Below are 23,496 nucleotides of genomic sequence, written 5' to 3' on the forward strand. Positions count from 1 at the left end.
CACCCGGCGAGCCCGGCGCCCGGCGAGCCCGGCGCCCGGCGAGCCCGGCGTCCTGCCGGGCGGGAACCCGGCCTCAGACGAGCCCGTTCGCCCGCAGGAGCCGCACGGCGTTGACCGTGGCGGCGCCGCGCCACTCCAGCGACCCGGCCGGCGAGATCCGCGCGTAGTCCACGGTCCACCCGCCGTCGTCCCGCTGCTCCCCCGCCAGCCGGACGAGGTCGGCCGCGATCACCGCGGGCTCGAACAGGTCGCGCACCGGCCGCCCGGGGAACGGCGCGAAGTCCAGCGGGCGCAGGGCCTCGTTCTCGGTGCCGCCCGCGACGGGCACCCGGCCGTCCTCGGGGATGCGTGCGGCGAGCCGCTTGAGCAGGTCGGCCGCGCGGGGGCTGGTGTCGTACACGGAGTCGAGGAAGCGCACCGCGAACAGCAGCACGTACGCGTGCGGCGGCTCCTCCAGCGCCTGGATCGCCTCGAAGCAGTAGCGCGTGGCCCTCTCCAGCCACGGGTGCGCGGCCACGGCCGGGTCGTGGGCGGCCACGCGGTGCGCGACGGCCGCGGTGATGGCGGTGATCTGCAGGGACGAGGTGGCCGCGTCGCCGCCCGACCACCAGGGGGCGGTGGCCGTGGAGAGCGTCAGCGGCAGCGAGAACGGCAGCCCGCCGTCGGGCAGCGTCACCGACTCCAGCCAGTCGCACAGCGCCGCGGCGTGCGGCGAGGTGACCGGGCCGGCCTCCTCGAACACCTCGAAGGCGTGCAGCGCCGCGCCCGGCTGGCTCTCGGGCGAGCGCAGGTCGGGCTCCAGCCCCCAGCCGTAGCCGCCGTCGGCGTTGCGGTAACCCTCCAGGGCCGCCAGCGCGCCGGGCGCGTCGCCCGCGCCGGTGAGCAGGTCGTAGCGGCGGCGGTCGAGGAGCCGCCCGTGCCCGGCCAAAAAACCTGGGATCAGGGAAAGGTTCACGTTCATGCAGTCATCGTGCCCGGATCGGCGCCGGCCGGTCTTGTAGGTTCCGGACACGCCGGTGGTGCGACCATGGCGGCATGACGTGCGATCTCCAGCGGCTCGGCGCGCAGCAGGTGGCGCGGCTGGCCTGGGTCGGCCCCGACGGCGCGCCCCGCGTGGTGCCCATCACGTTCGCGCTGCTCGGTGCGAGGATCGTGACGGCGGTCGACCACAAGCCGAAGACCACGACGCGGCTCAAGCGGCTGAGCCACATCAGGGCCAGCCCCGCCGTGAGCGTGCTCGCCGACCACTACGAGGACGACTGGACCCGGCTGTGGTGGGCGCGGGCCGACGGGCAGGCCGCCGTCCTGGAGCAGGGGGACGACCGCGAGCGGGCGCTCGACGCGCTGGTGGCCAAGTACGCGCAGTACCGCGAGCGCCGGCCCGCCGGCCCCGTCATCCTCGTCGAGGTGACCAGGTGGAGCGGCTGGTCCGCTACTCCGTGATCGTGACCGGCCGCTTGAGCAGCCACAGCGCCGCCCGCTGCAGCAGCGTCCGGTGGATCTCGTTGTCGTAGGAGCGCGTGTCGTGCCCCAGCGCGTCGTAGATGACCCGTCCGCGCCGCACCGGCCGCGCCCAGATCAGCGGCTGGCCGTTCGAGGAGGCCAGCGGTTCGACGTCGGGCAGCACGTCCAGGTCGCTGTAGACCTCGTCCACCAGGTCGAAGTCGCGCAGCCCGTCGACCACCGGATGCCTGCCGTGCACCCGCACGCCGGTCCAGCCCAGCGGCGGGTGGTGGGACTTGGGCCAGGTCCAGCAGCCGCCCAGGACGCGCGGCCAGCCCTGCCAGTCGTCGAAGCAGATCGACGCCGCGTGCATGCACAGCAGCCCGCCGCCCCGGTCGAGGTGGTCGAGGAGGGTGGTGCGGGCCTGCGCCGGTAAGGCGAAGCGCCACTCGTCGCGCAGGTCGGCGAAGCGGTCCTGGGTCATCTGCCAGCGCAGCGCGTTGACGGTGATGAGCTGGACCTCCGACGGCTCGCTGAGCGCGCCCGCGATGTCCTCGGTGATCTCCGACTCGACCCCCACCTCGGCCAGCACGTCCGCGAGCGCGGCCGACGTGGCGGCGAAGTCATGGAACGGGCCTCCCGACAGGATCAGATTTCTCGCCACTTGCCCAGCTCATCATGGTTGCCGCTGGTTTTCTACCCGTTGGCCGGGAAACCAGCGCCCCGGGACGCCGCCCGCCTCGGGGACAGGGCATGATGCCGATCGTGGACGACTTCGAGGAGCACAGGCCGATGCTGCTCGGGCTGGCCTACCGCCTGCTCGGCAGCATGTGGGACGCCGAGGACGTGGTGCAGGAGGCGTGGCTGCGCTGGCAGGCCACCGACCACGCCGGGATCAGGGAGCCGCGGGCGTTCCTGGTGACCGTGGTCTCGCGGCTGGCGCTCGACCAGCTCCGCTCCGCGCGGGTCAAGCGGGAGGCCTACACCGGGCCGTGGCTGCCGGAGCCGGTCGAGACCGCGCAGGCGGGGCCGCTGGACACGGCGGAGCTGCGCGACACGGTGTCGTACGCGACGCTGCACATGATGGAGCGGCTCTCGCCGCCGGAGCGGGCGGTGTTCGTGCTGCGGGAGGCGTTCGAGCTGCCGTACGACGAGATCGCCGGGATCGTCGGCGTCTCGGTCGCGAACGCCCGGCAGCTGCACCACCGGGCCTCCGCGCGGCTGGCCGAGGGGCGTGACCGGTTCCGGCCGTCCAGCGAGGAGCACGCGGAGCTGCTGACGACGTTCATGCGGGCGGCCGGGGGCGGCGACCTGGCCGCGCTCACCGAGCTGCTGCACGAGGACGTCGTGGCCTACAACGACGGCGGCGGCAAGGTCAGGGCGGCGCTGCGGCCGATCCTCGGACGGGACAAGGTGGCCTCGTTCCTGCTCGGGCTGGTGGCACGCTACGACTTCAAGGAAGTGCGGATGATGGAGGTCAACGGCCTGCCCGCGGTCGCCACCCAGGTGGGCGGGCACCGGCAGCTCGTCATGATCGGCATCCGGGACGGCCGCATCAGCGAGATCTACGGCGTCCTGAACCCCGACAAGCTCGCGCACGTGCCCCTGACCTGAGCGAACGATCTATAGTCGCCCCTATGGATCTCGGCATCTCTGGCAAGGTCGCACTCGTCACCGGAGGCAGCGCGGGCATCGGGCTCGCCGCCGCCAAGAGCCTGGCGCGGGAGGGCTGCGACGTGTGCGTCAGCGCCCGCGACCCGGAGAAGCTCGCGGACGCGGTGGTGGAGCTGCAGGAGTTCGGCAAGGTCGTGCACGCGGTGCTGGCCGACGTGGAGGACCCGGCCGCCGCCCGGCGGGTGGCCGAGGAGACGCGCGACGTGCTCGGGCCGGTCGACATCCTCGTCGCGAACGCCGGCGGGCCGCCGGCGGGCCGGTTCGACGCGGTCGGGCTCGACGACTGGGACGTGGCCGTCCAGCGCAACCTGCTCGGCACCGTACGCCTGGTGCACGCGGTGCTGCCGGAGATGCGCTCGCGCGGCTGGGGCCGGATCGTCACGATCACCAGCAGGTCGGCCAGGGAGGCGCTGGACAACCTGGCGCTGTCGAACGCCATGCGCTCCGCGGTGGCCGGCGTCGTGCGCACGCTGGCCCGCGAGGTGGGTCGCGACGGCGTACGGATCAACAACGTCATGCCCGGCCCCATCGAGACCGAGCGGCTGCGCGAGCTGTCGGGCGGTGAGGAGGCGCTGCGCGAGCGGGGCGAGAGCGTGCCGGTGGGCCGCATCGGGCGGCCGGAGGAGGTGGGGGACGTGGTGGCGTTCCTGGCCAGCGAGCGGGCGTCGTTCGTGAACGGGGTCTCGCTGCTGGTGGACGGCGGGGAGAGCCGCGTCATCTCCTGAACAGCGTGTCGACGACCGTGGCGGCCCAGGTGGCGTCGTCGTCGGGCAGGTCCACGAAGTGCGCCAGGTTCGCCCGGTGGAAGCAGGCGCCCATCAGCAGGGACGCGGCGGCGCCCGGGTCGATGCCGGCCTCGATCCGGCCCGCCTGCCGCTCGGCACGCAGGATCTCGGCCAGCGCCTGGATCGGCAGGTGCGGGCCGAGGTCGTTCTTGGCCAGCATGCTCCTGAACCCCGCCATGAGCGGCGGATCGCCCAGCACGCCTCCGGCGACGGCCGCGGCCCTGGCGTAGAACTCCACGGCCGTGCCCGTGAACTCGACGAGGCCGGCCCTGAGATCTCCCTGCCCCACGCCGAGCCGCAGCTTCGTCAGGGCCGGGCCGAGCGCGGGCATGCGCTCCAGCAGCACGGCGAGGAAGAGCTCCTCCTTGTTCGCGAAGTGCTTGTAGAGCAGCGCCTCGGAGCAGGAGGCCCGCTGGGCGATGCGTTTGGTGGTGGCCCCCGCGATGCCGAACTCGTGAATCGCCTGCTCAGCCGCGTCGAGGATGCGGTCGCGTGTGCCCATCCGCCCATGATATGAGCGCGTGCTCACCCACACGGGGGTACATGACATCCTCTGAGGAGGAAGACCTTGAAGAAGGGCGTGGGGCATGGACAAGCCGGTCATCGTGACGGTGGATGATGATCCAGGCGTCTCGCGGGCGGTCGCCCGCGACCTGAGGCGCCGTTACGGGCAGGAATACCGGATCGTGCGCGCGGAGACCGCCAGGGACGGCATCGACGCGGTGCGGGAGATGCGGTTGCGCGGCGACGAGGTGGCGGCGATCCTGGCCGACTACCGGATGCCGCAGATGAACGGCGTGCAGTTCCTCGAGGCCGCGATGGACCTGTATCCGTACGCGCGCCGCGTGCTGCTGACCGCCTACGCCGACACCGACGCGGCGATCCAGGCGATCAACGTCGTCGATCTGGACCATTACCTGCTCAAGCCGTGGGACCCGCCGGAGGAGAAGTTCTATCCGGTGATGGACGGGCAGCTCGACGCCTGGCTGCGCACCGACCGGGTGGAGCGGGCCGAGCTGCGGGTGGTGGGCGACCGGTGGTCGGCGCAGTCGTACCGGGTGCGTGACTTCCTGGCCCGCAACCACGTGCCGTACCAGTGGATGCTGGCGGAGGACCCGGAGGGCGCGCAGCTGGTGAAGGCGGCGGGCGAGGGCTGTCACCTGCCGCTGGTGGTGACGTCCGACGGCACCACGCTGGAGTCGCCCGACCAGGCGACGCTGGCCACCGCGGTGGGGCTGTCGACGACGCCGGCCACCGACTTCTACGACCTGATCGTGGTGGGCGGCGGCCCCGCCGGGCTGGGCGCGGCCGTGTACGGCGCCTCGGAGGGGCTGAACACCGTGCTGGTCGAGGCGTACTCCTCGGGCGGGCAGGCGGGCCAGAGCTCCAGGATCGAGAACTACCTGGGCTTCCCCGACGGCGTGTCCGGCCAGCAGCTCGCCGACAGGGCCCGCAGGCAGGCGCTGAAGTTCGGGGCTGAGCTGCTGACGGCGCGGAAGGTGACGAGCCTGGAGCCGCGCGGCCAGGCGCGGGTGATCGGGTTCAAGGACGGCGGGGAGATCGCGGCGCACGCGGTGATCCTGGCCACCGGCGTCACCTACCGGCGGCTGGAGGCGCCGGGGCTGGACGAGTTCGTGGGTCGCGGCGTCTTCTACGGCGCCGCGCTGACCGAGGCGCCGGCCTGCAAGAACACCGAGGTGTTCATCGTGGGCGCGGCCAACTCGGCGGGGCAGGCGGCCGTCTACCTGTCGGGATTCGCGAGCAAGGTTCACTTGTTGGTGAGGAGTGATGGTTTGGAGAAGTCCATGTCCTACTACCTCATCGAGCAGATCGCCGCGATCCCCAACATCGAGGTGCACCTGGAGACGCAGGTGGCCGGCGGGAGCGGTGAGGGGCACCTGGAGCGGCTGACGCTGTCCACGAAGGGCGAGGAGCGCACGGTGGACGCGCAGTGGTTGTTCGTGTTCATCGGGGCCGAGCCGTACACGTCGTGGCTGGGCGAGACGATCGAGCGGGACGCGCGCGGGTTCGTGCTGACCGGGCCCGACCTGGTGCAGGGCGGGCGGCGGCCGCGCAACTGGCCGCTGCGGCGCGAGCCGTACTTCCTGGAGACGAACGTGCCGGGGGTGCTGGCCGCGGGCGACGTGCGCGCCGAATCGATCAAGCGGGTGGCCTCCGCCGTCGGGGAGGGCGCGATGGCCGTCGCGCTCGTGCATCGGTACCTGGAGAAGCAATGATCGACATAGACGAGCTGCGCAAGCTCTTCCTCTTCGAGCGGTTGTCCGACGAGCAGCTCACCAAGCTGGCGATGAGCGGCGCGGTGCAGACCTACGCGCAGGACGAGGACATCGTCCGGCAGGGCGAGCCGGCCGAGTGCTTCGCGGTGCTGCTCGAAGGCGAGATCCAGATGATCAACGAGACGGTCAGCGCGGGCACCGTCGCCATGCCCCGCACGTCGCAGCCCGGTGTCTACGGCGGGGCCACCTCGGCCTACCTCGGCGACCGGGCGCCGCAGACCTACCAGCACACGCTGCGCGCCACCGCGCCGTCGCGGATGTTCATGCTGCCGGCCAGGAAGTTCGCCTACATCGTGGCCGAGTGGTTCCCGATGGCGATGCACCTGCTCGACGGGCTGCTGTCCGGCGGGCGCATGCAGCGGGAGATCATCGACCGGCGGCAGCGGCTGACCGCGCTCGGCACGATCACGGCCGGGCTCACGCACGAGCTGAACAACCCGGCGGCGGCGGCCGTGCGGGCGGTGAGCGAGCTGCGCTCGCTGATCAAGACCTCGCGTTTCCAGCTCGCCCAGCTCGCCGAGGACGGCATCCCGCCCGACAAGCTGCGCGCGCTGATCGAGGCGCAGGAGGCGTGCACGAGCAACCTGGGCCAGCCGGACAAGCGCTCGCCGCTGGAGATCTCCGACGCCGAGGACGAGCTGGGCGAGGCGCTGGAGGAGGTGGGCGTCGAGGACGCGTGGGAGCTGGCCCCGGCGCTGGTCAACGCCGGTTTCACCAGCGCGTACCTGCAGAAGATCCGCACCAAGGTGGGCGCGGAGCACACGCCGAAGGCGCTGCACTGGCTGGCCGAGGCCATCGAGATCTCGCAGATGCTCAACGAGGTGACCGAGGCGACCGAGCGCATCACGACGCTGATCCGCTCGGCCAAGCAGTACTCCCAGATGGACCGCGCCCCCTTCCAGCAGGTGAACGTGCACGAGCTGCTCGACAGCACGGTGGCGATCTTCCGCGGCAAGATCCCGCCGGGCATCAGCGTGGTCACCGACTACGACCGCACGCTGCCCGAGATCCCCTGCTACGCGGGCGAGCTCAACCAGGTCTGGACGAACCTCATCCACAACGCCCTCGACGCGATGGGGCAGGAGGGCACGCTGACCGTCCGCACCGCGTACGACGAGGACGAGGCGATCGTCGAGATCGGCGACACCGGTCCCGGCGTGCCCGAGGCGATCAAGGACCGCATCTTCGAGCCGTTCTTCACCACCAAGAGCGTGGGCGAGGGCACGGGCCTCGGCCTGGACATCTCCTACCGGATCGTGGCCGGCCGGCACGGCGGCGAGATCAAGGTGCGCTCGGTTCCCGGCGAGACCTGGTTCGAGGTACGGCTGCCGCTCCGGGAGCCGTCGGCCACCACCTGATCGCGCATCGTTACCGGTTCCGACTTGTCAGGATGTCTCCTGACCCCGTGTAATGGGTGACCGAAATGCGGGAAGGAGACGGCCCCCCATGAGCACGTCGGAGTCGGTGACGGGTTCGCGACCGCTGAACGTGCTGCTCGGGGTGCTCGGCGGCATCGAGCGGCTGGGCAACAAGCTGCCGCATCCGTTCTGGCTGTTCGTCATCCTGAGCGTGCTGCTGTCCCTGGTGAGCTGGGGGCTGGCGGCGGCCGGGGTGTCGGCGGTCAACCCGGCGACCGGCAGGACCGTCGCGGCCAGGAGCCTGCTGTCCGACGAGGGCGTGCGGATGATGGTCGGCGACGCGATCGACAACTACACCTCCTTCCCGCCGCTCGGCACGATCCTGGTCGTCATGCTCGGCGTCGCGGTGGCGGAGCGCTCGGGGCTGCTGGCCGCGGTGCTGCGCTCCGGGGTGTCGAGGGTGTCGCCGAAGTGGGTGACGTTCGCGCTGGCCTTCACCGGCATGGTGGCGCACGTGGCCTCCGACGCCGCGTACGTGGTGCTCATCCCGCTCGGCGCGCTGGCCTTCCGCGCGGTGGGGCGCAGCCCGATCCTCGGGATCGTGGTGGCGTTCGTGTCGATCTCGGCGGGGTACGACGCCAGCCCGCTGGTCACGCCGACGGACGCCATCCTGTCCGGGCTCACCACGGCCGCGGCGCACACCATCGACCCGGCCTACCTGGTCACGCCGCTGGCCAACTACTTCTTCTCGCTGGCCTCGTCCCTCGTGCTGGCCGCCGTGATCACGCTGGTGACCGAGCGGGTGCTGGCGCGGCGCGTCGAGTCGATGCCCGTCGACCCCGACGCCGACGAGGACGACCTCGGCTCGCTGACCCTCGGCGCCGGGGAGCGGCGCGGGCTGCGGGCCGCGCTCGTCACGCTCGTGGTGTTCGCCGCCGCGCTGACGGCCGCGGTGCTGCCCGCGGGCTCGCCGCTGCGCGGCGAGGGCGGCAGCATCGTGCAGTCGCCGCTGCTCACCTCGATCGCGGTCTTCCTCGGGCTGGCGTTCCTGGCCGTCGGCTGGGCGTACGGCAAGGCCGCCGGCACCGTCACCGGCAGCCGGGACATCCCGGGCTTCATGGCGCACGGCCTGCGGGAGATGGCGCCGATCCTGGTGCTGTTCTTCGCGATCTCGCAGTTCCTGGCCTACTTCAAGTGGACCGGCATCGGCGAGATCATCGCCATCGACGGGGCCGGCCTGCTGAGGTCGGCCGGGGTGAGCGGGCCCGTGGTGTTCCTCGGCATCCTGCTCGTGGTCACCGTCATCAACCTGGTGGTGACCAGCGGCTCGGCCCAGTGGGCGCTGGTCGGGCCGGTGTTCGTGCCGATGCTCATGCTGCTGGACATCCCGCCCGAGTACACCCAGGCGCTCTACCGCATCGCCGACTCGTGCACGAACGCGATCACGCCGATGAGCCCGTACTTCGTGATGGCGCTCGGCTTCCTCCAGCGCTACCGCCGCTCGGCCGGGATCGGCACGCTCGCCTCGATGACGATCCCGCTCGCGCTCACCCTGCTCGTCGCCTGGACGCTGCTGTTCTTCGCGTTCTGGGGGCTCGGCATCCCGCTCGGCCCCGGAGCGCCCGTCCCCTGACCATCGTGAAAGGAATCTCGTGTTGATCACCGACTGGGCCCGGCGGGCCCTGCCGGCCATGCTCGACGACCTCAGGGCCGTGGTGGAGGTGGAGACCCACAGCTACGACAAGGTCATGCTGGTCAGGGGGCTGCGCGAGATCCGCGCGCGGGCGGTCGGGCACCTGGGGACACCGGACGACGAGATCCTGCACGAGGGCGGCGGGCACGGCGACGTCCTGGAGCTCTACTACCGGGGCACCGCGCCGGGGACCGTGCTCCTGCTCAGCCACTACGACACGGTCTGGCCGACGGGCACGCTGGCGGGCTGGCCGTTCGCGGTGCTGGAGGGCAAGGCGACGGGGCCGGGCGTGTTCGACATGAAGACGGGGCTGGTGCAGTCCATCTGGGCGCTGCGCGGGCTGCGGGAGCTGGGGCTGCCGCATCCGGGCGTGCGGTTCCTGTTCAACGGCGACGAGGAGATCGGCAGCCCGGCCTCGCGCGAGCACATCGAGGCTGCCAGTGAGGACGCGCTGGCGACGCTGGTCTTCGAGGCGTCCATGGACGGGGCGCTGAAGACCGCGCGCAAGGGGGTGGGGCTGTTCAACGTGACCGTGACCGGGGTGGAGGCGCACGCGGGGCTGGATCCGTACGCGGGGGCCAGCGCCGTCCACGCGCTGGCCGAGATCGTCACCACGCTGGCGCGGGCGGGCTCGCGCGAGCGCGGCACGACCGTGAACGTCGGCCTGATCAGCGGCGGCACCGGGCGCAACGTCACCGCCGGGCGCGCCGCGTGCGGCGTGGACGTGCGCGTCACGGATCCCGCGGAGATGGGGCGGATCGACGACGTCCTCGCGGCCCTGCGCGCCTCGGACCCGCGCATCAAGATCTGCGCCACCGGGGAGTGGAACCGGCCCCCGATGGTCCAGAACCCCGCCTCCCAGCAGCTGTTCAAGCAGGCCCAGGAGGTGGCGGCCGGCTTCGGCTGGCTGCTGGACGAGGCGGCCGTCGGCGGTGCCAGCGACGGCAACTTCGTCTCGGCGCTGGGACGGCCGGTGCTGGACGGCATGGGCGCGGTGGGCGACGGGGCGCACGCGCGGCACGAGCACGTCGTGATCGAGCACATCCCGGAGCGCACGGCGCTGACGATGGGCCTGATCACGGCGCTGGCCTGAAGCGGGATGAGAGCGCTCTCACCCTCAGCCGAAAACGTGGTCGCGCGCCCGGTCGAGGGCCGTCAGCACGGCACCCTGGAGCACCGCGTTGCCCTCCACCGTGCTGGCCCGCACCTCGGTCGGCGCGGGCGACAGCTCCCGTAGCCGCGCGGCCACCTCGGCGGCCAGCTCGTCGCCGCCCGCCTGTCCGGCCTCCCCGCCCAGCACGACGAGCCCGGGATCCAGGAGCGTGACGAACGCGAAGGCGCCCTTGGCCATGCGCGCGGCGAACTCCGCGCGGCCGAGCCTGCTCGCCACGCTCTCGGTGACCAGGTTGCAGAACGCGGTGCCGTCCACCTCGAGGAACCCGATCTCGCCGGCGCCGCCCGACACGCCCCGGCGCAGCCGCCCGCCGAGCACGACCGCCGCGCCCACGCCGTCGCCCACCCACATCAGCACGAAGTCCTCGGCCCCCTGCGCCGCGCCGGTGCGGAGCTCGGCGATGGCGGCCAGGTTCACCTCGTTCTCCAGGGTCACCGGCCCGCCGAGCCGCTCGCTCCAGGCTCCCACCAGGCCGGGGCGCCATCCGGGCACGTCGTTGGCCGACACCAGCTCGCCGTCGCGCGGCGCCACCAGCCCGGGCGCGCCGACCACGACGTTGTCGATCGTGCGCTCCCCCGCCGCCTGCGCGACGACCTCGGCGACGAGCTCCACGAGATCGCCGCCGACCGGGCGCGTCCGGCTGCTCACCACCCGCCCGGTGATGTCGGCGATCGCCACGGAGATCGTCTCGCGTCGCAGGTCCACCCCTGCCACGTGGGCGCGCCCCGCCACCAGGCCGTACACCCGCGCGTTCGGCCCTCGCCGGTCCTCGCCCGACTCGCCCGTGACCTCGATCAGCCCGCCCTGCGCGAGGCGCTCGATCAGGTCGGACACGGTGGGCCTGGACAGCCCGGTCAGCTCGCGGAGCTGGGGCGCGGTGAGCGGGCCGCGTTCGAGCAGCAGGTCGAGCGCCAGACGGTCGTTGATGGCGCGGGCCATGGCGGGGGTCGCGGTCTTCACGCCTCCCATAATAAGCAGGGAGCCTGCCTGAAACCTCTTTTCATCAGGAAGCCTGCCTGATAGTTTCTGGATCCATGAGCCCTCATCGTGCGATCGCCATCGTGTTCGCCGTGCACGGTGCCGTGGCCGGCACCCTGTCCACCCGCCTGCCCTGGATCCAGGACCACCTCGCCCTCGATCCCGGCGCGCTCGGCATGGCGCTGCTCTGCCCGCCCATCGGCGCCTTCATCGGCATGCCCATGGCCGCCCGCGTGGCCTACCGCTTCGGCAGCCGCGGCGCCACCCGCGTGCTGATCGGGCTGTGGTGCGCGGCGCTGGCCCTGCCCGCGCTGTCACCGTCACCGCTCTGGCTGTCCGCCGCCCTTCTGCTGTTCGGGTTCGGCGCGGGCATGTCCGACATCACGATGAACGCCCACGCCGTCGCCCTCGAACGGCATCTCGGCCGCTCCGTCATGTCCGGGCTGCACGGCATGTGGGCGGTGGGCAGCCTGACCGGAGGCGGCGTCGGCACCCTGGCCGCGCAGGCCGGGATCGACGCCCGGGTCCACCTCGGCGTGGTCGCCGCCGTGCTGCTCGCCGTGGGCGGGGCGGCAGGGCGCGGCCTGCTCAGGGACGGCCGCTCCGAAGCCGCGTCCGCCGGCGCGCCCGCGCCGCGGCGCTTCGCCCTGCCCTCGCGGGCGATCCTGCCCCTCGGCCTGGTCGGCTTCTGCGCCGTCTTCGCCGAGGGCGCCAGCGCGAACTGGGCCGCCGTCTACCTCACGGCGGTCACCGACGCCGGCCCGGGGGTGGCCGCGGCGGGCTACACCGTCCTGATGCTCTGCATGGCCGGCATGCGGCTGGTCGGGGACCGGTTCATCCGGCTGCTCGGGCCCGTGACGGCCGTCCGCGCGGGCGGCGTCGTGGCGGCGCTCGGCGGCGTGCTGGTGGTCGCGGCCCGCACGCCCGCGCTCGGCATCGCCGGGTTCGCGCTGGTCGGGCTGGGAGTGGCGGTGGTCATGCCGCTGGTGCTGGCGGCGGCCGGCACCAGGGGGACGACCGCGAGCGAGGGCGTGACGGGGGTGGCCACGATCACGTACCTGTCGGGGATGGTCGCCCCGCCCGTCACGGGGTGGATGGCGGACGGGCTGTCCTATCCGGCCGCGTTCTCGGTGATCACGGGTGTGGTGGTGGCGATGACGCTGCTCGCCCGCGTCGTGGGGCCCTCGGGCGGCGCGTCCCGGCAGCCCTCCGCCGAGGGCAGTCTCGTGGTGGCGCGGGATTGAGCCCTACCCGACGTGCGCGGCGACGGCCCGCGCGCACTCCAGGGGCTCCTTGTCCGTGGTGTCCACCTCCACGTCGTAGCGCACGCCCTGGTGGACCACCTCGGCCTGCAGCTCGGCCATCCCCTGGGGCCGGTCGGCGCGGGCCAGCTCGCGCCGGGCGGCGACCGCGACGTCGCACCTGACGCCGACCCACAGGACGTCCAGGCCGGCCAGCGCCTTCTCCCACTCCTGCCGGGACGACGGCCCGCCGAGGAAGACGTCGTCGATGATGACCGGCGCGCCCGCGCGGGCCATCGCGGCGATCCCCTCCCGCCACGCGTGCTGCAGCCTGCGGAAGGCCGGCCCGACGTTCACCGCGCCGTCGGAGCCGATCTCGATGCCCGTGTCCGAGCTCTGCATGGCGGCGGGCATGGCGTCCACCAGGTCGTCGATGGAGATGCTGAGCCACGGCTGCGGCAGCACGGCTTGAAGACCCCTGGCCAACGCCGACTTGCCTGCGCTGGATCCGCCGTTCAGCACGATCACTTGAGTCACAGCGCCACGTTAGGGGCTCCGCCGGGTGGTGCGAAACAGCATTTCGGCTGATACGCTCCCAAGCGAGCGCTTGGTTTACCTGCTGAGGGGTTGCCGAATGAAGTTCTCGACCTTCCATCTCTTCCACCGGTTCGACGGGCAGAGCTTCAAGGACGTCTACGACTACCACCTGGAGCTCATCGAGCTGGCCGAGGAGCTGGGGTTCGACGGGGTACGGCTGGCCGAGCACCACTTCAGGGACTACGGGGTCGTGCCCAACCTGTTCACCATGCTGGCCCACGCCGCCGCCAGGACCTCCAGGATCAGGCTCGGCACCGGCATCGTCGTGCTGCCGCTGCACAACCCCGTGCACGTCGCCGAGGAGGCCGCCCAGGTCGACGTGCTGTCGGGCGGGCGCCTGGAGCTGGGGATCGGGCGGGGGTACCAGAGCTTCGAGTTCGAGGGGTTCGGGATCGACCTGGCGGAGGCGCGCGACCGGTTCAACGAGGCGCTGGAGGTGATCGTCGGGCTCTGGACGCAGGAGGTCTACCAGCACGAGGGGAAGTTCTACAGGACCGGCGCCGAGGTGTCGCTGGTGCCCAGGCCGCTGCAGAGCCCGCACCCGCCGGTGCACGTGGCGGCCGTCTCGCCCGAGACCGTGACCATGTACGCCGAGCGCGGCCTGCCCATCCTGGCCGATCCGGCGGCGCCGTTCAGGAAGGTCGTGCAGGCGGCCGAGACGTGGCGCGCGACGGCCGCGCAGGCCGGGCACACGGACGCCGCGGACCTGGTGGTGGCCCGCAGCGTGTACGTCGCCCCCACCCTGGAGCAGGCCCGCGCGGACCAGGAGCGGTTCGAGGCGTCCTTCGACCGCTCGCGCATCTTCAACGAGCGCAGCGCCCCCATCGACCCCAGGACCGGCAAGGCCGCCCAGGGCTTCGAGTACTACCAGGACCGTTACCTCAAGGGCGGCACGCTCTCCGCCGACTTCCGGTGGGAGCAGCTGGAGGTGATCGGGGACCCTGCGCGGGTGATCGAGCAGATCGCGCTGCTCAGGGACGCCGGGTTCGGCAACCTCCTGTGCGACTTCGGCAGCACCAGGCCGATGCCGCTGGAGGACATGAAGCGGGTCATGCGCTTCTTCGCCACCGAAGTCATGCCGGCCTTTGGAGCCTCTGAAGGAGACCGAAGATGATCCACAGCCTGTCCCTGTCAGACGTGCTCGCCGACCACGCCCGCAGCCGCCCCCAGGCGACGGCGGTGGTGGACGGGGAGCTGCGGCTCACCTACCCCGAGCTGGACGAGCGGGTGACCCGGCTGGCCGCGGCGCTGGAGCGGCTGGGGGTGTCCGCCGGCGACCGGGTGCTGTGGCTGGGGCAGAACGCGTACGCGGTGCTGGAGCTGCTGCTCGCCTGCTCCCGGCTGGGCGCGATCTGCTGCCCGGCGAACTGGCGGCAGTCGGCGGACGAGCTGCGCTTCGTGCTCTCCGACCTCACCCCCGCGGCCGTCTTCTGGGAGCCCTCCGAGACCACCGAGCCGCTGCGCGACGCGGGCTGGATCCGGGCGGGCGAGGAGTACGAGCGCCTGATCGCCGAGGCGCCCGGGCGGGAGTTCCCCCAGGTCGCCGACACCGAACCGGTCCTCGCCCTCTACACGGCCGCCTTCGCGGGCCGCCCGAACGCCGCCCTGCTCAGCAATGCCGCGCTCGTCGCGCACGCCACGTCGCTCCTGGTCGTACGCCAGATGGAGCCCGGCTTCACCTTCCTCAACAACGGGCCGCTCTTCCACGTCGGCACCATGATGTTCTGCCTGGCCACGCTGCAGATCGGCGGCACGAACGTGTTCACCCCCGCCTTCGACCCCGAGGAGGTGTGCCGGCTGATCGACGCCGAGCGGGTGACGCAGGCGTTCCTGTTCGGCGGGATGATCGACGCGGTCGCCAAGGCGAACGCGGGCGGCAAGTACGACCTGTCGTCGCTGCGGTTCGTCGCCCACTCCGCCGAGTGGGACGACATGATCACCGTGGACGACTCGCCCTGGTGCCGGTCCAAGATGGGCGGGTACGGGCAGACCGAGGTGGGCGGCATGCTCACGTTCCTGGGGCTGGCGGAGGGCGGGGCCGGGTTCGCCGGGCGGCCGTCGCCGCTGGTTCAGGTGCGGATCCTGGCTCCGGACGGCAGCGAGGTGCCGGTGGGCGAGACCGGAGAGATCTGCGCCCGCGGCAAGACCCTCTTCTCCGGATATTTCGCCCGACCAGACTTAAATGCGGAAAAGACGGCGTACGGCTGGCACCACACCGGCGACCTCGGCCGGCGCGAGCCCGACGGCACCATCACCTTCATCGGCCCCAAGCTCCGGATGATCAAATCCGGGGCGGAGAACGTCTACCCGGCCGAGGTGGAGCGGGCGCTCAAGTCGCATCCCGCCGTGGCCGACGCCGCCGTCATCGGCGTCCCCGACCCCGGCTGGCACCAGGCGGTCAAGGCCGTCGTGGCACTGAAGCCCGAGGCCAAGGCCACGCAGGAGGAGCTGGTCGAGCACGTCAGGGGGCTGCTGGCGGCGTACAAGAAGCCGCGGCACGTGACGTTCGTGGACAGCATCCCCAAGCGCGGCTTCACCCCCGACTACGACGCCCTGGACGCCGCCCACGGCGGCGGCAACTACCCGGGCGCCTGACCGCGCCCGACCACACCCGGACCGCCCCGACCGCCCCGACCGCCCCGGCCACAGGCCCGCACGCTCACGGGCGGGGCAGGGGCAGGCCCGCCTCCAGGTGCGCGAGGGCCTCGTCGAGCAGGGCCGGCCCGTCGATGTCGTGATCCTTCACCCAGTCGGCCCAGACGCCGACCACGACCCCCATGATCGCCCCCGTGATGTTGCGGATCCCCGGGTCGTCCGCGGGGCGGCCCTCCCGCGCCGCGAGCCGGTCCCGCAGGGTCGAGGCCACGCCGGTCACGTTGTGGATGCTCGCCGCCCACAGCTCGGGCACGGTGAGCATGAGCACCTCCCGCTCCAGGCTGTCGGCGCGCTCCTGCGGGGTCTGCGCCTCGGTCATGGCCCGCATGGCCATCCGCACGGCCCGCACGGGCGGCACGTCGGGCGGCACCTCGTCGAGTGCCTCCACGAAGGGTGGGAACTGGTCGACGATCACCAGGTCCTCCTTGGTGGCGAAGTAGCGGAAGACGGTGCTGGGCGCCACCTCCGCCGCCTCCGCGACCTGCTCGACCGTCGTGGCCGCGTAACCCTGCTCGCGGAACAGCCGCAGCGCCTCCTTCTGGATCAGCGCCCTCGTCTTGGCCTTCTTCCGCTCGCGCAGGCCCGGTCGATCACTCATGTCTCCGCATTCTCGGGGGTGCGACGGCCCGCGTCCACTTCCCGGAGTCCGCCACAAACCGCTATACAACTCTCTTTTAAGAGTCTACTTTCAAAATCATGCGATTTCCTACGGACCGCGACCCGCGATGCCCCTTCGACCCGCCCGCCGAGCTGCGCGGCCTGCCCGCGATGAGCAGGCTGGAGTTCCCCGACGGCCATCTCGGCTGGCTGGCCACCACGGCCGAGGCGGCCAGGACCGTGCTCGGCGACCCCAGGTTCAGCGCGCGCCGGGAGCTCAAGCACGCCCCCGTACGGTTCACCACGCCCGGCGAGACAGGACGCCCCGCGCCCCCGGGCTTCTTCGGCGCCATGGACCCGCCCGAGCACACCCGTTACCGCCGCCTGCTCACCGGCCAGTTCACCCTGCGCCGGATGCGCCTGCTGGAGCCGCGCGTCGCCCGCATCGCCGCCGACCATCTCGACGCCATGGCCGCGGCGGGACCGCCGGTGGATCTGGTCAGCGCCTACGCGCTGCCGATCCCGTCGATGGTCATCTGCGAGCTGCTCGGGGTGCCGTACGAGGATCACGAGTTCTTCCAGGACCGCAGCCTGCAGCTCCTCGCGGCGGACGGCGACGTGGCCGAGGCGTCCGCCGACCTGGCGGCCTACCTGGGCGAGCTGGTGCGGCGCAAGCGCGCCGAGCCGGATGACGACCTGATCAGCGGGCTGACCGGCGACCTCACCGACGAGGAGCTGATCAACGTGTCGATGATCCTGCTCGTCGCGGGCCACGAGACGACCGCGAACATGCTGGCGCTCGGCGTGTTCGCGCTGCTGGAGTCGGGGCTCCCGTACGAGGAGGGCGCGGTCGAGGAGCTGCTGCGCTGGCTGGCGATCGTGCAGCACGGCGCACCCAGCAGGGCCGCCAAGCAGGACGTGGAGGTGGCGGGCACGCTGGTGAGGAAGGGCGAGACCGTCGCGCTGTCCCTGCTGATGATCAACCGGGATCCCGGCCTGTTCGACCGGCCGGACGTGCTCGATCCGGGCCGCGAGGAGGCGCGCAGGCACCTGTCGTTCGGGCACGGCGTGCACCAGTGCCTCGGGCAGCAGCTCGCCAGGATGGAGCTGCGCATCGGCTACGGCGCGCTGTTCGAGCGCTTCCCCGGCCTCCGGCTGGCCGTCCCGGCGGCGCAGGTGCCGCTCAAGCAGGACAGCGCGGTGTACGGCGTCGCGTGCCTGCCGGTCGCCTGGGACTGAGAGGCCGGGTCACAGGATGGCGAGCGGGGTGAGCGGGCTCCCCGTGCCGCCCTCGATCCGCAGCGGCGCCGCCACGAACACGAACTCCGTGCGGCCCGCCGCCGCCAGCTCCTCCAGCCAGAGCATCTCGATCAGGTGGACGCCGTGCCGGTGGAGCAGCAGCAGATGCAGGTCGTCCTCGACCGGCTCCTCGGCCAGCCCGCGCGCGTCGAGCCCGCCGATGGCGGCGTTGTCCGAGGCCACGGCGGCCACGTCGTGCGCCGCCAGCCACCGCCCCGCCTCCGCCGACAGCCCTGGCTGGCCCGACCAGTACTCCTCGCGCGAGCGTTCCCACACCACCGGCCAGCCCGTACGGATGACCGCCACGTCCCCGGCCCGCGGCACGGCGATCTCCTCCAGCAGCGCGGCCGGGGTCCGGTGGCCGGCGGGCAGGTGGTCGAGGCCGAGCCGCCGCGGCACGTCGTACAGCACCCCCCTGGCCACCACCCCGCCCACGTGCTCGATCCCGCACCTGGTGGCCCCGTAGGAGCGGACCCTGGCGGCCGGGTGGCCGTTGTAGAGCTCGTCGCCGGACCACATGTGGCACAGCGCGTCCATGTGCGTGGTGGTGCCGTGGTGGGTGACGACCAGGGCGTCGTCGGCCACCCGCAGGCCGGCGCCGATCGGCCGGGCGCCGGCCGCGTAGTCGCCGCCGTCCACGGACATGAAGTGCTGCGGCAGCGGCCGGCCCGGCAGGTGCGGCACCGTGCCGGGGGCGGGCGAGGAGGTGGCGCCCCTGATCGGCATGGCCAGGCTGAGCACCTCGCCGGTGACGGCGCTGCGCAGGGCGTCGAGCACGACGGACGGGGTGAGCAGGTTCAGGGTGCCACGCTGATCGTCTGGGCCGAATCGTCCCCAGTTGTTAGGCTCGGTGACCAAGTAAGCGCTCCCTTTCTCTGCGGAGGTCTGATGCACTGCGATCCTCGGTTCTCCCGCGTACGCGAGGTGTTCGAGCGGCATTTCGCCGACGGCGAGGAGCTGGGCGCGGCCTTCGCCGTCCACCTGGACGGCGAGCTGGTCGTGGACCTGTGGGACGGCGTCGCCGACCGGCACACCGGGCGGCCGTGGGAGCGGGACACGCCCGCCTTCGTCTACTCCTGCACCAAGGCGGTCACCGCCGCCGTGCTGCTGCAGCTCGTGGAGCGGGGGCTGGTGGACGTCGCGGCGCCGGTCACCGAGGTGTGGCCCGAGTTCGCGGCGGGCGGCAAGCAGGCGGTCACCGTCGAGCACCTCCTCAGCCACCAGGCCGGGCTGCCGGCGCTGGAGGAGCCGGTGCCGGTCGAGGAGTTCGAGGACCAGCCGGCCATCGCGGCCAGGCTCGCCGGTCAGCGGCCGCTGTGGGAGCCGGGGTCGGCGCACGGGTACCACGCGCTGACGTACGGGTTCCTGGTGGGCGAGGTGGTCAGGCGGGTGACAGGCAAGTCGGTGGGCGAGCTGGCGTCGGCCGAGATCGCCGGGCCGCTGGGGCTGGAGCTGTGGGTGGGGGCGCCGGACTCGGTGATCGGGCGGGCGGCGCGGCTCACGGCCGGCGAGCGTCCCCGGAACGACCGGCCCGCCGCCACCACCGCCACCACCACCGTCACCGCCGTCACCGAGCCGACGCCCCCCGGCCCCGAGCCGGCGGGAGGCGAGGCTGCCGGAGCAGGAGGCGAGTCCGCCGGAACGGGAGATGAGGCCGTCGGCGCGGGAAGCGAGTCCGCCGGAACGGGAGATGAGGCCGTCGGCGCGGGAAGCCAGGCGGCGGGAGCGGGAAGCCAGGCGGCGGCGGGAGGCGGGCGGATGGCGAACGTGCTGGACGAGATGGCCAAGGCGGCGCTCGACCCGGACAGCCTGATGAACCGGGCGCTCGGCAACCCCGCCATCAACCTGCTCAAGGGCGGCGCGAACAACCCGGTGATCCTGCGGGCGGGCTGGCCGGCCGCCGGGATGGTCACCACCGCCCGGGGGCTGGCCGGGTTCTACCGCGCGCTGATCGCCGGCGAGATCCTGCGGCCCGCGACTCTCCAGGAGGCGCTGCGGCCCCGGGTGAACGGCCCCGACCGGGTCCTCCACCTCAACTCCTCCTTCGGGCTCGGCTTCATGCGGCCGTCGATGACGTTCCTGGTGCCCTCGCGCAGCGCGTTCGGCCATTCGGGCGCCGGTGGCTCGATGGGGGTCGGCGACCCCGAGCGCGGCCTGGCCATCGGGTACGTGATGAACAGGATGGCCAACGCGATCTCCGGCAACCTGCGCGGGATGCGCCTGCTGCAGGCCGTCTACGACTCGTTGTGACCGCATGACCGTTCAGTGCATGGTCACGCCGCCGCTCACCGACAGGGTCTGTCCGGTGATGTACGCGGCGCGTTCCGTACACAGGTAGGCGACCAGCCCGGCGACGTCGGCGGGTGTCCCGAGGCGGCGCAGCGGGATGCCCCGCGCGATCCTGTCCACCAGCCCCGGCTCCGCCGCGGACACCCGGCGGAGCATGGGCGTGTCGGTCGGTCCCGGGCAGACCACGTTGGAGGTCACGTGCGCCCTGGCGGCCTCGCGGGCGAGCGTCTTGGCCAGGCCGAACAGCCCCGCCTTCGTCGCCGCGTACGCCCCCTCGCCCCCGGACCCGGCCCTGGCCCCGTCGGAGGAGACGAACACCAGCCGCCCCCACCCCCTGGCCATCATGCCGGGCAGGAGCAGCTTGGTCAGCAACATCGGCCCGCGCAGGTTGACCTGCCACATGAGCTCCCAGCCCGCGGGGTCGCTCTCGGTGAACGGCTCCACGATCGCCACCCCGGCGTTGTGCACGAGGATGTCCACCTCGCCCACCGCGTCCGCGAACTCCGTCACGGAAGCCGGTGAGGCCAGGTCCACGTGCATCGCCCGATTCGCCGCACCCCCCAGACCCACGTCCGGCCCCCGCTTCCCCGCGCCCGTCAGACCCGCGTCCGGCGCCGGGTTCCCCACGCCTGTCAGATCCACGTCGGCGATCACGACCTCGGCGCCGAGCGCGGTCAGGTCGGCGGCGATGGCCGCGCCGATCGCGCCCGCTCCCCCGGTCACCACCGCCGTGCGCCCGTCCAGGCGCAGCCCGTCCATCATCGCTTCCACGCCTCGACCAGGTCGGCGGCGGTGGCCCGGGTGGCCAGCAGGCTGATCGTGTGCTTCAGAACGGCACGCGCGTACTCCTCCGGGATGCCCGCCACCGCGTCCGTGACGACGGTCACCCGGTAGCCCAGGTTCACCGCCTCCAGTGCCAGCCCGGGGATGCCCAGGTTGAGCGAGACGCCGAGCGCGACGACGGACGCGACGCCCAGCGAGCGCAGCGTCATGTCGAGCGAGGTGCCGGTGAACGGCGAGAACCCGTGGTGGCGCCGGCTCTCCAGATCGGTGTCCTCGCGCAGCTCGGGCAGCACCTCGGTGGCGGGCGTGCCCTCCAGCATGTGCCGCGGGTCCTTGAGCAGGGAGACGATGAACGGGCAGTTGGCGGCGTGGGAGCCGGCCCGGTCGGGACGGAACGCGGCCGTGCAGTGGATCACGGGTAACCCGGCCTGCCGGGCCGCCTGGAGCAGGCGGGCGACGTTGGCGGTGACGTCGTGGCGCGCGCACGCCTCCACCAGCTCCGGAAATTTCGTCAGATCGCCGACCACGCCCCGCTGCATCTCCATGACCAGCACCGCCACGCGCTCCACCGGCGACCTCCACGCTTGTTAGCCGAGCGCTTGCTTGGTATCCCGGTCAGCATAACACCGGGTGAAATCTCCCGGCTCGTGACAACCGGAACCCCGGGTGAGACCGTCGAATTCAAGACGGCTGCCTTATGGGGGTAGGACTTGGTCCCTGGTTACCGTGAAGTGCGCCAGCTCGGCGCCGGCCGCACCGGTCGCGTCTTCCTCGCCACCTACCAGTCGACCGGCGCGTACGTGGCGATCAAGTACCTGAACGCCACCCTGCGCAGGGACGCCGAGTTCATGGACCGCTTCCGGTCGGACACCCCGCACCTCGTCGAGCTCGACCACCCCGACGTGGTCCGCCTGTACGAGTACGTCGAGACCCCCACCCGGGCCGCCGTGGTCATGGAGCTGGTGGACGGCGTGTCGCTGCGCACGCTGCTGGCCGAGCACGGCCGCGTCACCCCGGAGGCGGCGCTGGCCGTGCTCAAGAGCACCCTGCTGGCCCTGGCCGCCGCCCACGAGCGCGGCGTGCCGCACCGGGACGTCACGCCGGACAACATCCTGGTGCAGGCCGACGGCACCACCAAGCTGGGCGACTTCGGCGTCGTGGTGCACGCCGAGGAGCCCGGCGTGCCGGCCGGCACCCCCTGGTACATGTCGCCCGAGCTGTGGACGCGGGGCACGGCGGGGCCGCCGGCCGACCTGTACGCGGCGGCGTGCATGCTGTTCGAGGCGGTCAGAGGACGGCCACCGTACGTGGCGGACAAGGCGGGCGGCGACGGGACGCCGGACGTGCCCGCGCTGCGCCGCAAGCACGTCGAGGAGCCGTTACCCCTGGAGGTCGCGCCCGACGCGCTGCGCGACCTGCTCAGACGGGGGCTGGCCAAGGACCCGGCGGATAGGTACGCCTCGGCCAGGCAGTTCGCGGCCGAGTTGGAGGAGGACGCGGTCGCCGGGTACGGCCCCGACTGGGAGAAGCGCGGGCGGCGGCACCTGGCGGAACAGGCCACGCTGCTCGCCCTGCGCTTCCCGCTGGCCAGGACCGACACCCGCACCTCCGTCGCGGCCGGCCTGCGCGAGCGGGTGCCCCGGCTGCCGCCGCAGCTCTGGGTGGCGGGCGCGACCGTGGTGGCCGCGCTGATCGCGATCCTGCTGTCCGGCGGCCACCTGCCCGCGGGGCCGGGCACGATCCTCATGCCGCCACCTCAGGCCCGGACCGAGACCCAGACCGAGGCCCAGACGGAGTCCCGGTCCGCCGAGCCCGCCCCCACGACCCGAGCTCCCGGCTCGGCCACCCGCGCCACCACCCCGCCACCCGGCACCGCCACGCCTCCCCCGCCCACCCCTCAGGGCGGCACCACCGTGTCGCTCCCCGCCGTGCGGGCGGCCGGCATCGTCACCTGGAACGGCACCACGGGCTCGATCTCGGTCTCCGCGGACGGCACGGGCCCCGTGCGGCTGCTGATCGCGTACACGCGGCGGGACGGCGACGGCGGGGCCGCCAGGACGGTCCGGCGGGAGACCCGCACCCTGCGCGGGCGCACCTCGTACACCAGCGCGGTCTCGTACGCGCCCGGCGAGCCGGGGTGCGGCGAGCGGGTGCACCTCGGCCTCCTGGTGATGACGGAGCCCGCGGCGGCGAACGGGCCGCAGGTCAGCGAGGCCGCGGTGAACGGCCCCGCCTGCCCGGCGCCCCCGACGACCCGCTCCGCCACCCCGACCCCGCAGCCCACCACCTCCGCCACGGGCACCCCCACCCCGCCACTCACGGACTCCCCGGCCGCACCCCCACCGACCTCGGAAACCCCGGCCGCCCACCCTTCGGCCCCGGCCGCCCAACCCTCGAACGCCCCGGCCTCCCGGCTCTCGGACGTCCCCACCGCGCAGCCCTCGAACGCCCCGGCCTCCCGCCCTTCGGACGTCCCCACCGCACGACCGTCGGATGCCCCGGTCGCGCAGCCCTCTCCGGGCGCGCCCTCCGACGGCCCGCCCCGGGAGACGCTGCGCTTCTCTGAGGAGCCTTCGGCCACGCCGCTCCTGCCCGCCTCCCCGGAGCCACCCGCAACGCAGTGACAAGCGAGA

At 72.8% G+C, this 23,496-nt stretch carries 22 protein-coding genes; 13 read left to right on the forward strand and 9 right to left on the reverse strand.

From position 1 onward, the window contains the following. Window positions 1-73: 73 nt before the first annotated feature. Window positions 74-961, reverse strand: a complete 888-nt coding sequence (locus tag ACBJ32_RS26010; RefSeq protein ID WP_375128902.1) for a hypothetical protein — start codon at window positions 959-961, stop codon at window positions 74-76. Between the two features lie 74 nt (window positions 962-1,035). Between ACBJ32_RS26010 and ACBJ32_RS26015 the strand changes: the two genes are divergently transcribed. After that, window positions 1,036-1,443: a TIGR03668 family PPOX class F420-dependent oxidoreductase gene (locus tag ACBJ32_RS26015; RefSeq protein WP_375128903.1), complete on the forward strand. Its 408-nt coding sequence runs from the start codon at window positions 1,036-1,038 to the stop codon at window positions 1,441-1,443. On the opposite strand, the gene ACBJ32_RS26020 is transcribed toward ACBJ32_RS26015, so the two are convergent. Continuing rightward, complete coding sequence (locus ACBJ32_RS26020; RefSeq protein ID WP_375128904.1) at window positions 1,433-2,107, reverse strand: ThuA domain-containing protein; 675 nt, start codon at window positions 2,105-2,107, stop codon at window positions 1,433-1,435. The two genes, ACBJ32_RS26015 and ACBJ32_RS26020, sit on opposite strands and share 11 nt — an antisense overlap. Before the next feature lie 89 nt (window positions 2,108-2,196). Here ACBJ32_RS26020 and ACBJ32_RS26025 point away from each other — a divergent pair, with 89 nt between their 5' ends. Beyond that, on the forward strand, window positions 2,197-3,057 hold the full coding sequence (locus ACBJ32_RS26025; protein WP_375128905.1) for an RNA polymerase sigma-70 factor: 861 nt from the start codon (window positions 2,197-2,199) through the stop codon (window positions 3,055-3,057). A gap of 23 nt (window positions 3,058-3,080) precedes the next feature. After that, on the forward strand, window positions 3,081-3,842 hold the full coding sequence (locus ACBJ32_RS26030; protein ID WP_375128906.1) for an SDR family oxidoreductase: 762 nt from the start codon (window positions 3,081-3,083) through the stop codon (window positions 3,840-3,842). On the opposite strand, the gene ACBJ32_RS26035 is transcribed toward ACBJ32_RS26030, so the two are convergent. Beyond that, entirely contained in the window at window positions 3,832-4,404 is a 573-nt protein-coding gene (locus ACBJ32_RS26035; RefSeq protein ID WP_375128907.1) for a TetR/AcrR family transcriptional regulator, read from the reverse strand. The genes ACBJ32_RS26030 and ACBJ32_RS26035 overlap by 11 nt on opposite strands. An 85-nt stretch (window positions 4,405-4,489) precedes the next feature. On the opposite strand from ACBJ32_RS26035, the gene ACBJ32_RS26040 reads away from it, so the two are divergent. The 4 genes from ACBJ32_RS26040 (at window position 4,490) to ACBJ32_RS26055 (ending at window position 10,343) form a co-directional block, all read left to right on the forward strand. Next, window positions 4,490-6,139 carry an FAD-dependent oxidoreductase gene (locus ACBJ32_RS26040; protein WP_357869946.1) on the forward strand — a complete coding sequence of 550 codons (1,650 nt, stop codon included), beginning with the start codon at window positions 4,490-4,492 and terminating at the stop codon, window positions 6,137-6,139. Continuing rightward, the gene (locus ACBJ32_RS26045) at window positions 6,136-7,557 is read left to right on the forward strand and encodes an ATP-binding protein (protein WP_357869943.1); all 1,422 of its coding nucleotides are present in this window, start codon (window positions 6,136-6,138) and stop codon (window positions 7,555-7,557) included. Before ACBJ32_RS26040 ends, ACBJ32_RS26045 begins: the two co-directional genes overlap by 4 nt. 88 nt (window positions 7,558-7,645) lie before the next feature. Beyond that, window positions 7,646-9,190: an AbgT family transporter gene (locus ACBJ32_RS26050; RefSeq protein WP_375128909.1), complete on the forward strand. Its 1,545-nt coding sequence runs from the start codon at window positions 7,646-7,648 to the stop codon at window positions 9,188-9,190. Between the two features lie 58 nt (window positions 9,191-9,248). Continuing rightward, complete coding sequence (locus ACBJ32_RS26055; RefSeq protein ID WP_375128995.1) at window positions 9,249-10,343, forward strand: M20 family metallopeptidase; 1,095 nt, start codon at window positions 9,249-9,251, stop codon at window positions 10,341-10,343. Window positions 10,344-10,367: 24 nt separating this feature from the next. On the opposite strand, the gene ACBJ32_RS26060 is transcribed toward ACBJ32_RS26055, so the two are convergent. Further along, window positions 10,368-11,384: an ROK family transcriptional regulator gene (locus ACBJ32_RS26060; RefSeq protein WP_375128910.1), complete on the reverse strand. Its 1,017-nt coding sequence runs from the start codon at window positions 11,382-11,384 to the stop codon at window positions 10,368-10,370. A gap of 74 nt (window positions 11,385-11,458) precedes the next feature. Between ACBJ32_RS26060 and ACBJ32_RS26065 the strand changes: the two genes are divergently transcribed. Next, a complete protein-coding gene (locus tag ACBJ32_RS26065) occupies window positions 11,459-12,646 on the forward strand; it encodes an MFS transporter (RefSeq protein WP_375128912.1) in 1,188 nt (395 codons plus the stop codon). A 3-nt stretch (window positions 12,647-12,649) separates the two neighbouring features. On the opposite strand, the gene cpt is transcribed toward ACBJ32_RS26065, so the two are convergent. Then, window positions 12,650-13,180, reverse strand: coding sequence for a chloramphenicol phosphotransferase CPT (gene cpt, locus ACBJ32_RS26070; protein WP_375128913.1), 531 nt, complete (start codon window positions 13,178-13,180; stop codon window positions 12,650-12,652). 97 nt (window positions 13,181-13,277) lie between these two features. Here cpt and ACBJ32_RS26075 point away from each other — a divergent pair, with 97 nt between their 5' ends. Continuing rightward, a complete protein-coding gene (locus ACBJ32_RS26075; protein WP_375128914.1) occupies window positions 13,278-14,354 on the forward strand; it encodes an LLM class flavin-dependent oxidoreductase in 1,077 nt (358 codons plus the stop codon). After that, window positions 14,351-15,835, forward strand: coding sequence for an AMP-binding protein (locus tag ACBJ32_RS26080; RefSeq protein ID WP_375128915.1), 1,485 nt, complete (start codon window positions 14,351-14,353; stop codon window positions 15,833-15,835). The genes ACBJ32_RS26075 and ACBJ32_RS26080 overlap by 4 nt, the downstream gene beginning before the upstream one ends. 64 nt (window positions 15,836-15,899) lie before the next feature. Here ACBJ32_RS26080 and ACBJ32_RS26085 read toward each other — a convergent pair whose 3' ends face one another. Next, on the reverse strand, window positions 15,900-16,493 hold the full coding sequence (locus tag ACBJ32_RS26085) for a TetR/AcrR family transcriptional regulator (RefSeq protein ID WP_375128917.1): 594 nt from the start codon (window positions 16,491-16,493) through the stop codon (window positions 15,900-15,902). Between the two features lie 98 nt (window positions 16,494-16,591). Between ACBJ32_RS26085 and ACBJ32_RS26090 the strand changes: the two genes are divergently transcribed. Beyond that, window positions 16,592-17,731, forward strand: coding sequence for a cytochrome P450 (locus ACBJ32_RS26090; RefSeq protein ID WP_375128918.1), 1,140 nt, complete (start codon window positions 16,592-16,594; stop codon window positions 17,729-17,731). Window positions 17,732-17,740: 9 nt separating this feature from the next. On the opposite strand, the gene ACBJ32_RS26095 is transcribed toward ACBJ32_RS26090, so the two are convergent. After that, window positions 17,741-18,649 carry a cyclase family protein gene (locus ACBJ32_RS26095; protein WP_375128919.1) on the reverse strand — a complete coding sequence of 303 codons (909 nt, stop codon included), beginning with the start codon at window positions 18,647-18,649 and terminating at the stop codon, window positions 17,741-17,743. Window positions 18,650-18,679: 30 nt separating this feature from the next. Here ACBJ32_RS26095 and ACBJ32_RS26100 point away from each other — a divergent pair, with 30 nt between their 5' ends. Beyond that, a complete protein-coding gene (locus ACBJ32_RS26100) occupies window positions 18,680-20,041 on the forward strand; it encodes a serine hydrolase domain-containing protein (protein ID WP_375128920.1) in 1,362 nt (453 codons plus the stop codon). Between the two features lie 12 nt (window positions 20,042-20,053). Here ACBJ32_RS26100 and ACBJ32_RS26105 read toward each other — a convergent pair whose 3' ends face one another. Together ACBJ32_RS26105 and ACBJ32_RS26110 are read right to left on the reverse strand one after the other, a co-directional pair. Then, window positions 20,054-20,839, reverse strand: coding sequence for an SDR family NAD(P)-dependent oxidoreductase (locus ACBJ32_RS26105; RefSeq protein WP_375128996.1), 786 nt, complete (start codon window positions 20,837-20,839; stop codon window positions 20,054-20,056). After that, window positions 20,839-21,432 (reverse strand): isochorismatase family cysteine hydrolase, encoded by a 594-nt coding sequence (locus tag ACBJ32_RS26110; protein WP_375128921.1) that lies wholly within the window; start codon window positions 21,430-21,432, stop codon window positions 20,839-20,841. The genes ACBJ32_RS26105 and ACBJ32_RS26110 overlap by 1 nt, the downstream gene beginning before the upstream one ends. 141 nt (window positions 21,433-21,573) lie before the next feature. Here ACBJ32_RS26110 and ACBJ32_RS26115 point away from each other — a divergent pair, with 141 nt between their 5' ends. Continuing rightward, window positions 21,574-23,487 (forward strand): protein kinase, encoded by a 1,914-nt coding sequence (locus ACBJ32_RS26115; protein WP_375128922.1) that lies wholly within the window; start codon window positions 21,574-21,576, stop codon window positions 23,485-23,487. The last annotated feature ends 9 nt before the right edge of the window (window positions 23,488-23,496 follow it).

Origin of the sequence: Nonomuraea sp. GTA35 (assembly GCF_041950525.1) — a bacterium.
Taxonomy (GTDB): domain Bacteria; phylum Actinomycetota; class Actinomycetes; order Streptosporangiales; family Streptosporangiaceae; genus Nonomuraea.

Bases quoted from the DNA above. Each gene is read 5' to 3' on its own strand.
- ACBJ32_RS26010 (WP_375128902.1), bottom strand. From the start codon at position 961: ATGAACGTGAACCTTTCCCTGATCCCAGGTTTTTTGGCCGGGCACGGG.
- ACBJ32_RS26015 (WP_375128903.1), top strand. From the start codon at position 1,036: ATGACGTGCGATCTCCAGCGGCTCGGCGCGCAGCAGGTGGCGCGGCTG.
- ACBJ32_RS26025 (WP_375128905.1), top strand. From the start codon at position 2,197: ATGATGCCGATCGTGGACGACTTCGAGGAGCACAGGCCGATGCTGCTC.
- ACBJ32_RS26030 (WP_375128906.1), top strand. From the start codon at position 3,081: ATGGATCTCGGCATCTCTGGCAAGGTCGCACTCGTCACCGGAGGCAGC.
- ACBJ32_RS26035 (WP_375128907.1), bottom strand. From the start codon at position 4,404: ATGGGCACACGCGACCGCATCCTCGACGCGGCTGAGCAGGCGATTCAC.
- ACBJ32_RS26040 (WP_357869946.1), top strand. From the start codon at position 4,490: ATGGACAAGCCGGTCATCGTGACGGTGGATGATGATCCAGGCGTCTCG.
- ACBJ32_RS26045 (WP_357869943.1), top strand. From the start codon at position 6,136: ATGATCGACATAGACGAGCTGCGCAAGCTCTTCCTCTTCGAGCGGTTG.
- ACBJ32_RS26050 (WP_375128909.1), top strand. From the start codon at position 7,646: ATGAGCACGTCGGAGTCGGTGACGGGTTCGCGACCGCTGAACGTGCTG.
- ACBJ32_RS26055 (WP_375128995.1), top strand. From the start codon at position 9,249: ATGCTCGACGACCTCAGGGCCGTGGTGGAGGTGGAGACCCACAGCTAC.
- ACBJ32_RS26065 (WP_375128912.1), top strand. From the start codon at position 11,459: ATGAGCCCTCATCGTGCGATCGCCATCGTGTTCGCCGTGCACGGTGCC.
- ACBJ32_RS26075 (WP_375128914.1), top strand. From the start codon at position 13,278: ATGAAGTTCTCGACCTTCCATCTCTTCCACCGGTTCGACGGGCAGAGC.
- ACBJ32_RS26080 (WP_375128915.1), top strand. From the start codon at position 14,351: ATGATCCACAGCCTGTCCCTGTCAGACGTGCTCGCCGACCACGCCCGC.
- ACBJ32_RS26085 (WP_375128917.1), bottom strand. From the start codon at position 16,493: ATGAGTGATCGACCGGGCCTGCGCGAGCGGAAGAAGGCCAAGACGAGG.
- ACBJ32_RS26090 (WP_375128918.1), top strand. From the start codon at position 16,592: ATGCGATTTCCTACGGACCGCGACCCGCGATGCCCCTTCGACCCGCCC.
- ACBJ32_RS26100 (WP_375128920.1), top strand. From the start codon at position 18,680: ATGCACTGCGATCCTCGGTTCTCCCGCGTACGCGAGGTGTTCGAGCGG.
- ACBJ32_RS26105 (WP_375128996.1), bottom strand. From the start codon at position 20,839: ATGGACGGGCTGCGCCTGGACGGGCGCACGGCGGTGGTGACCGGGGGA.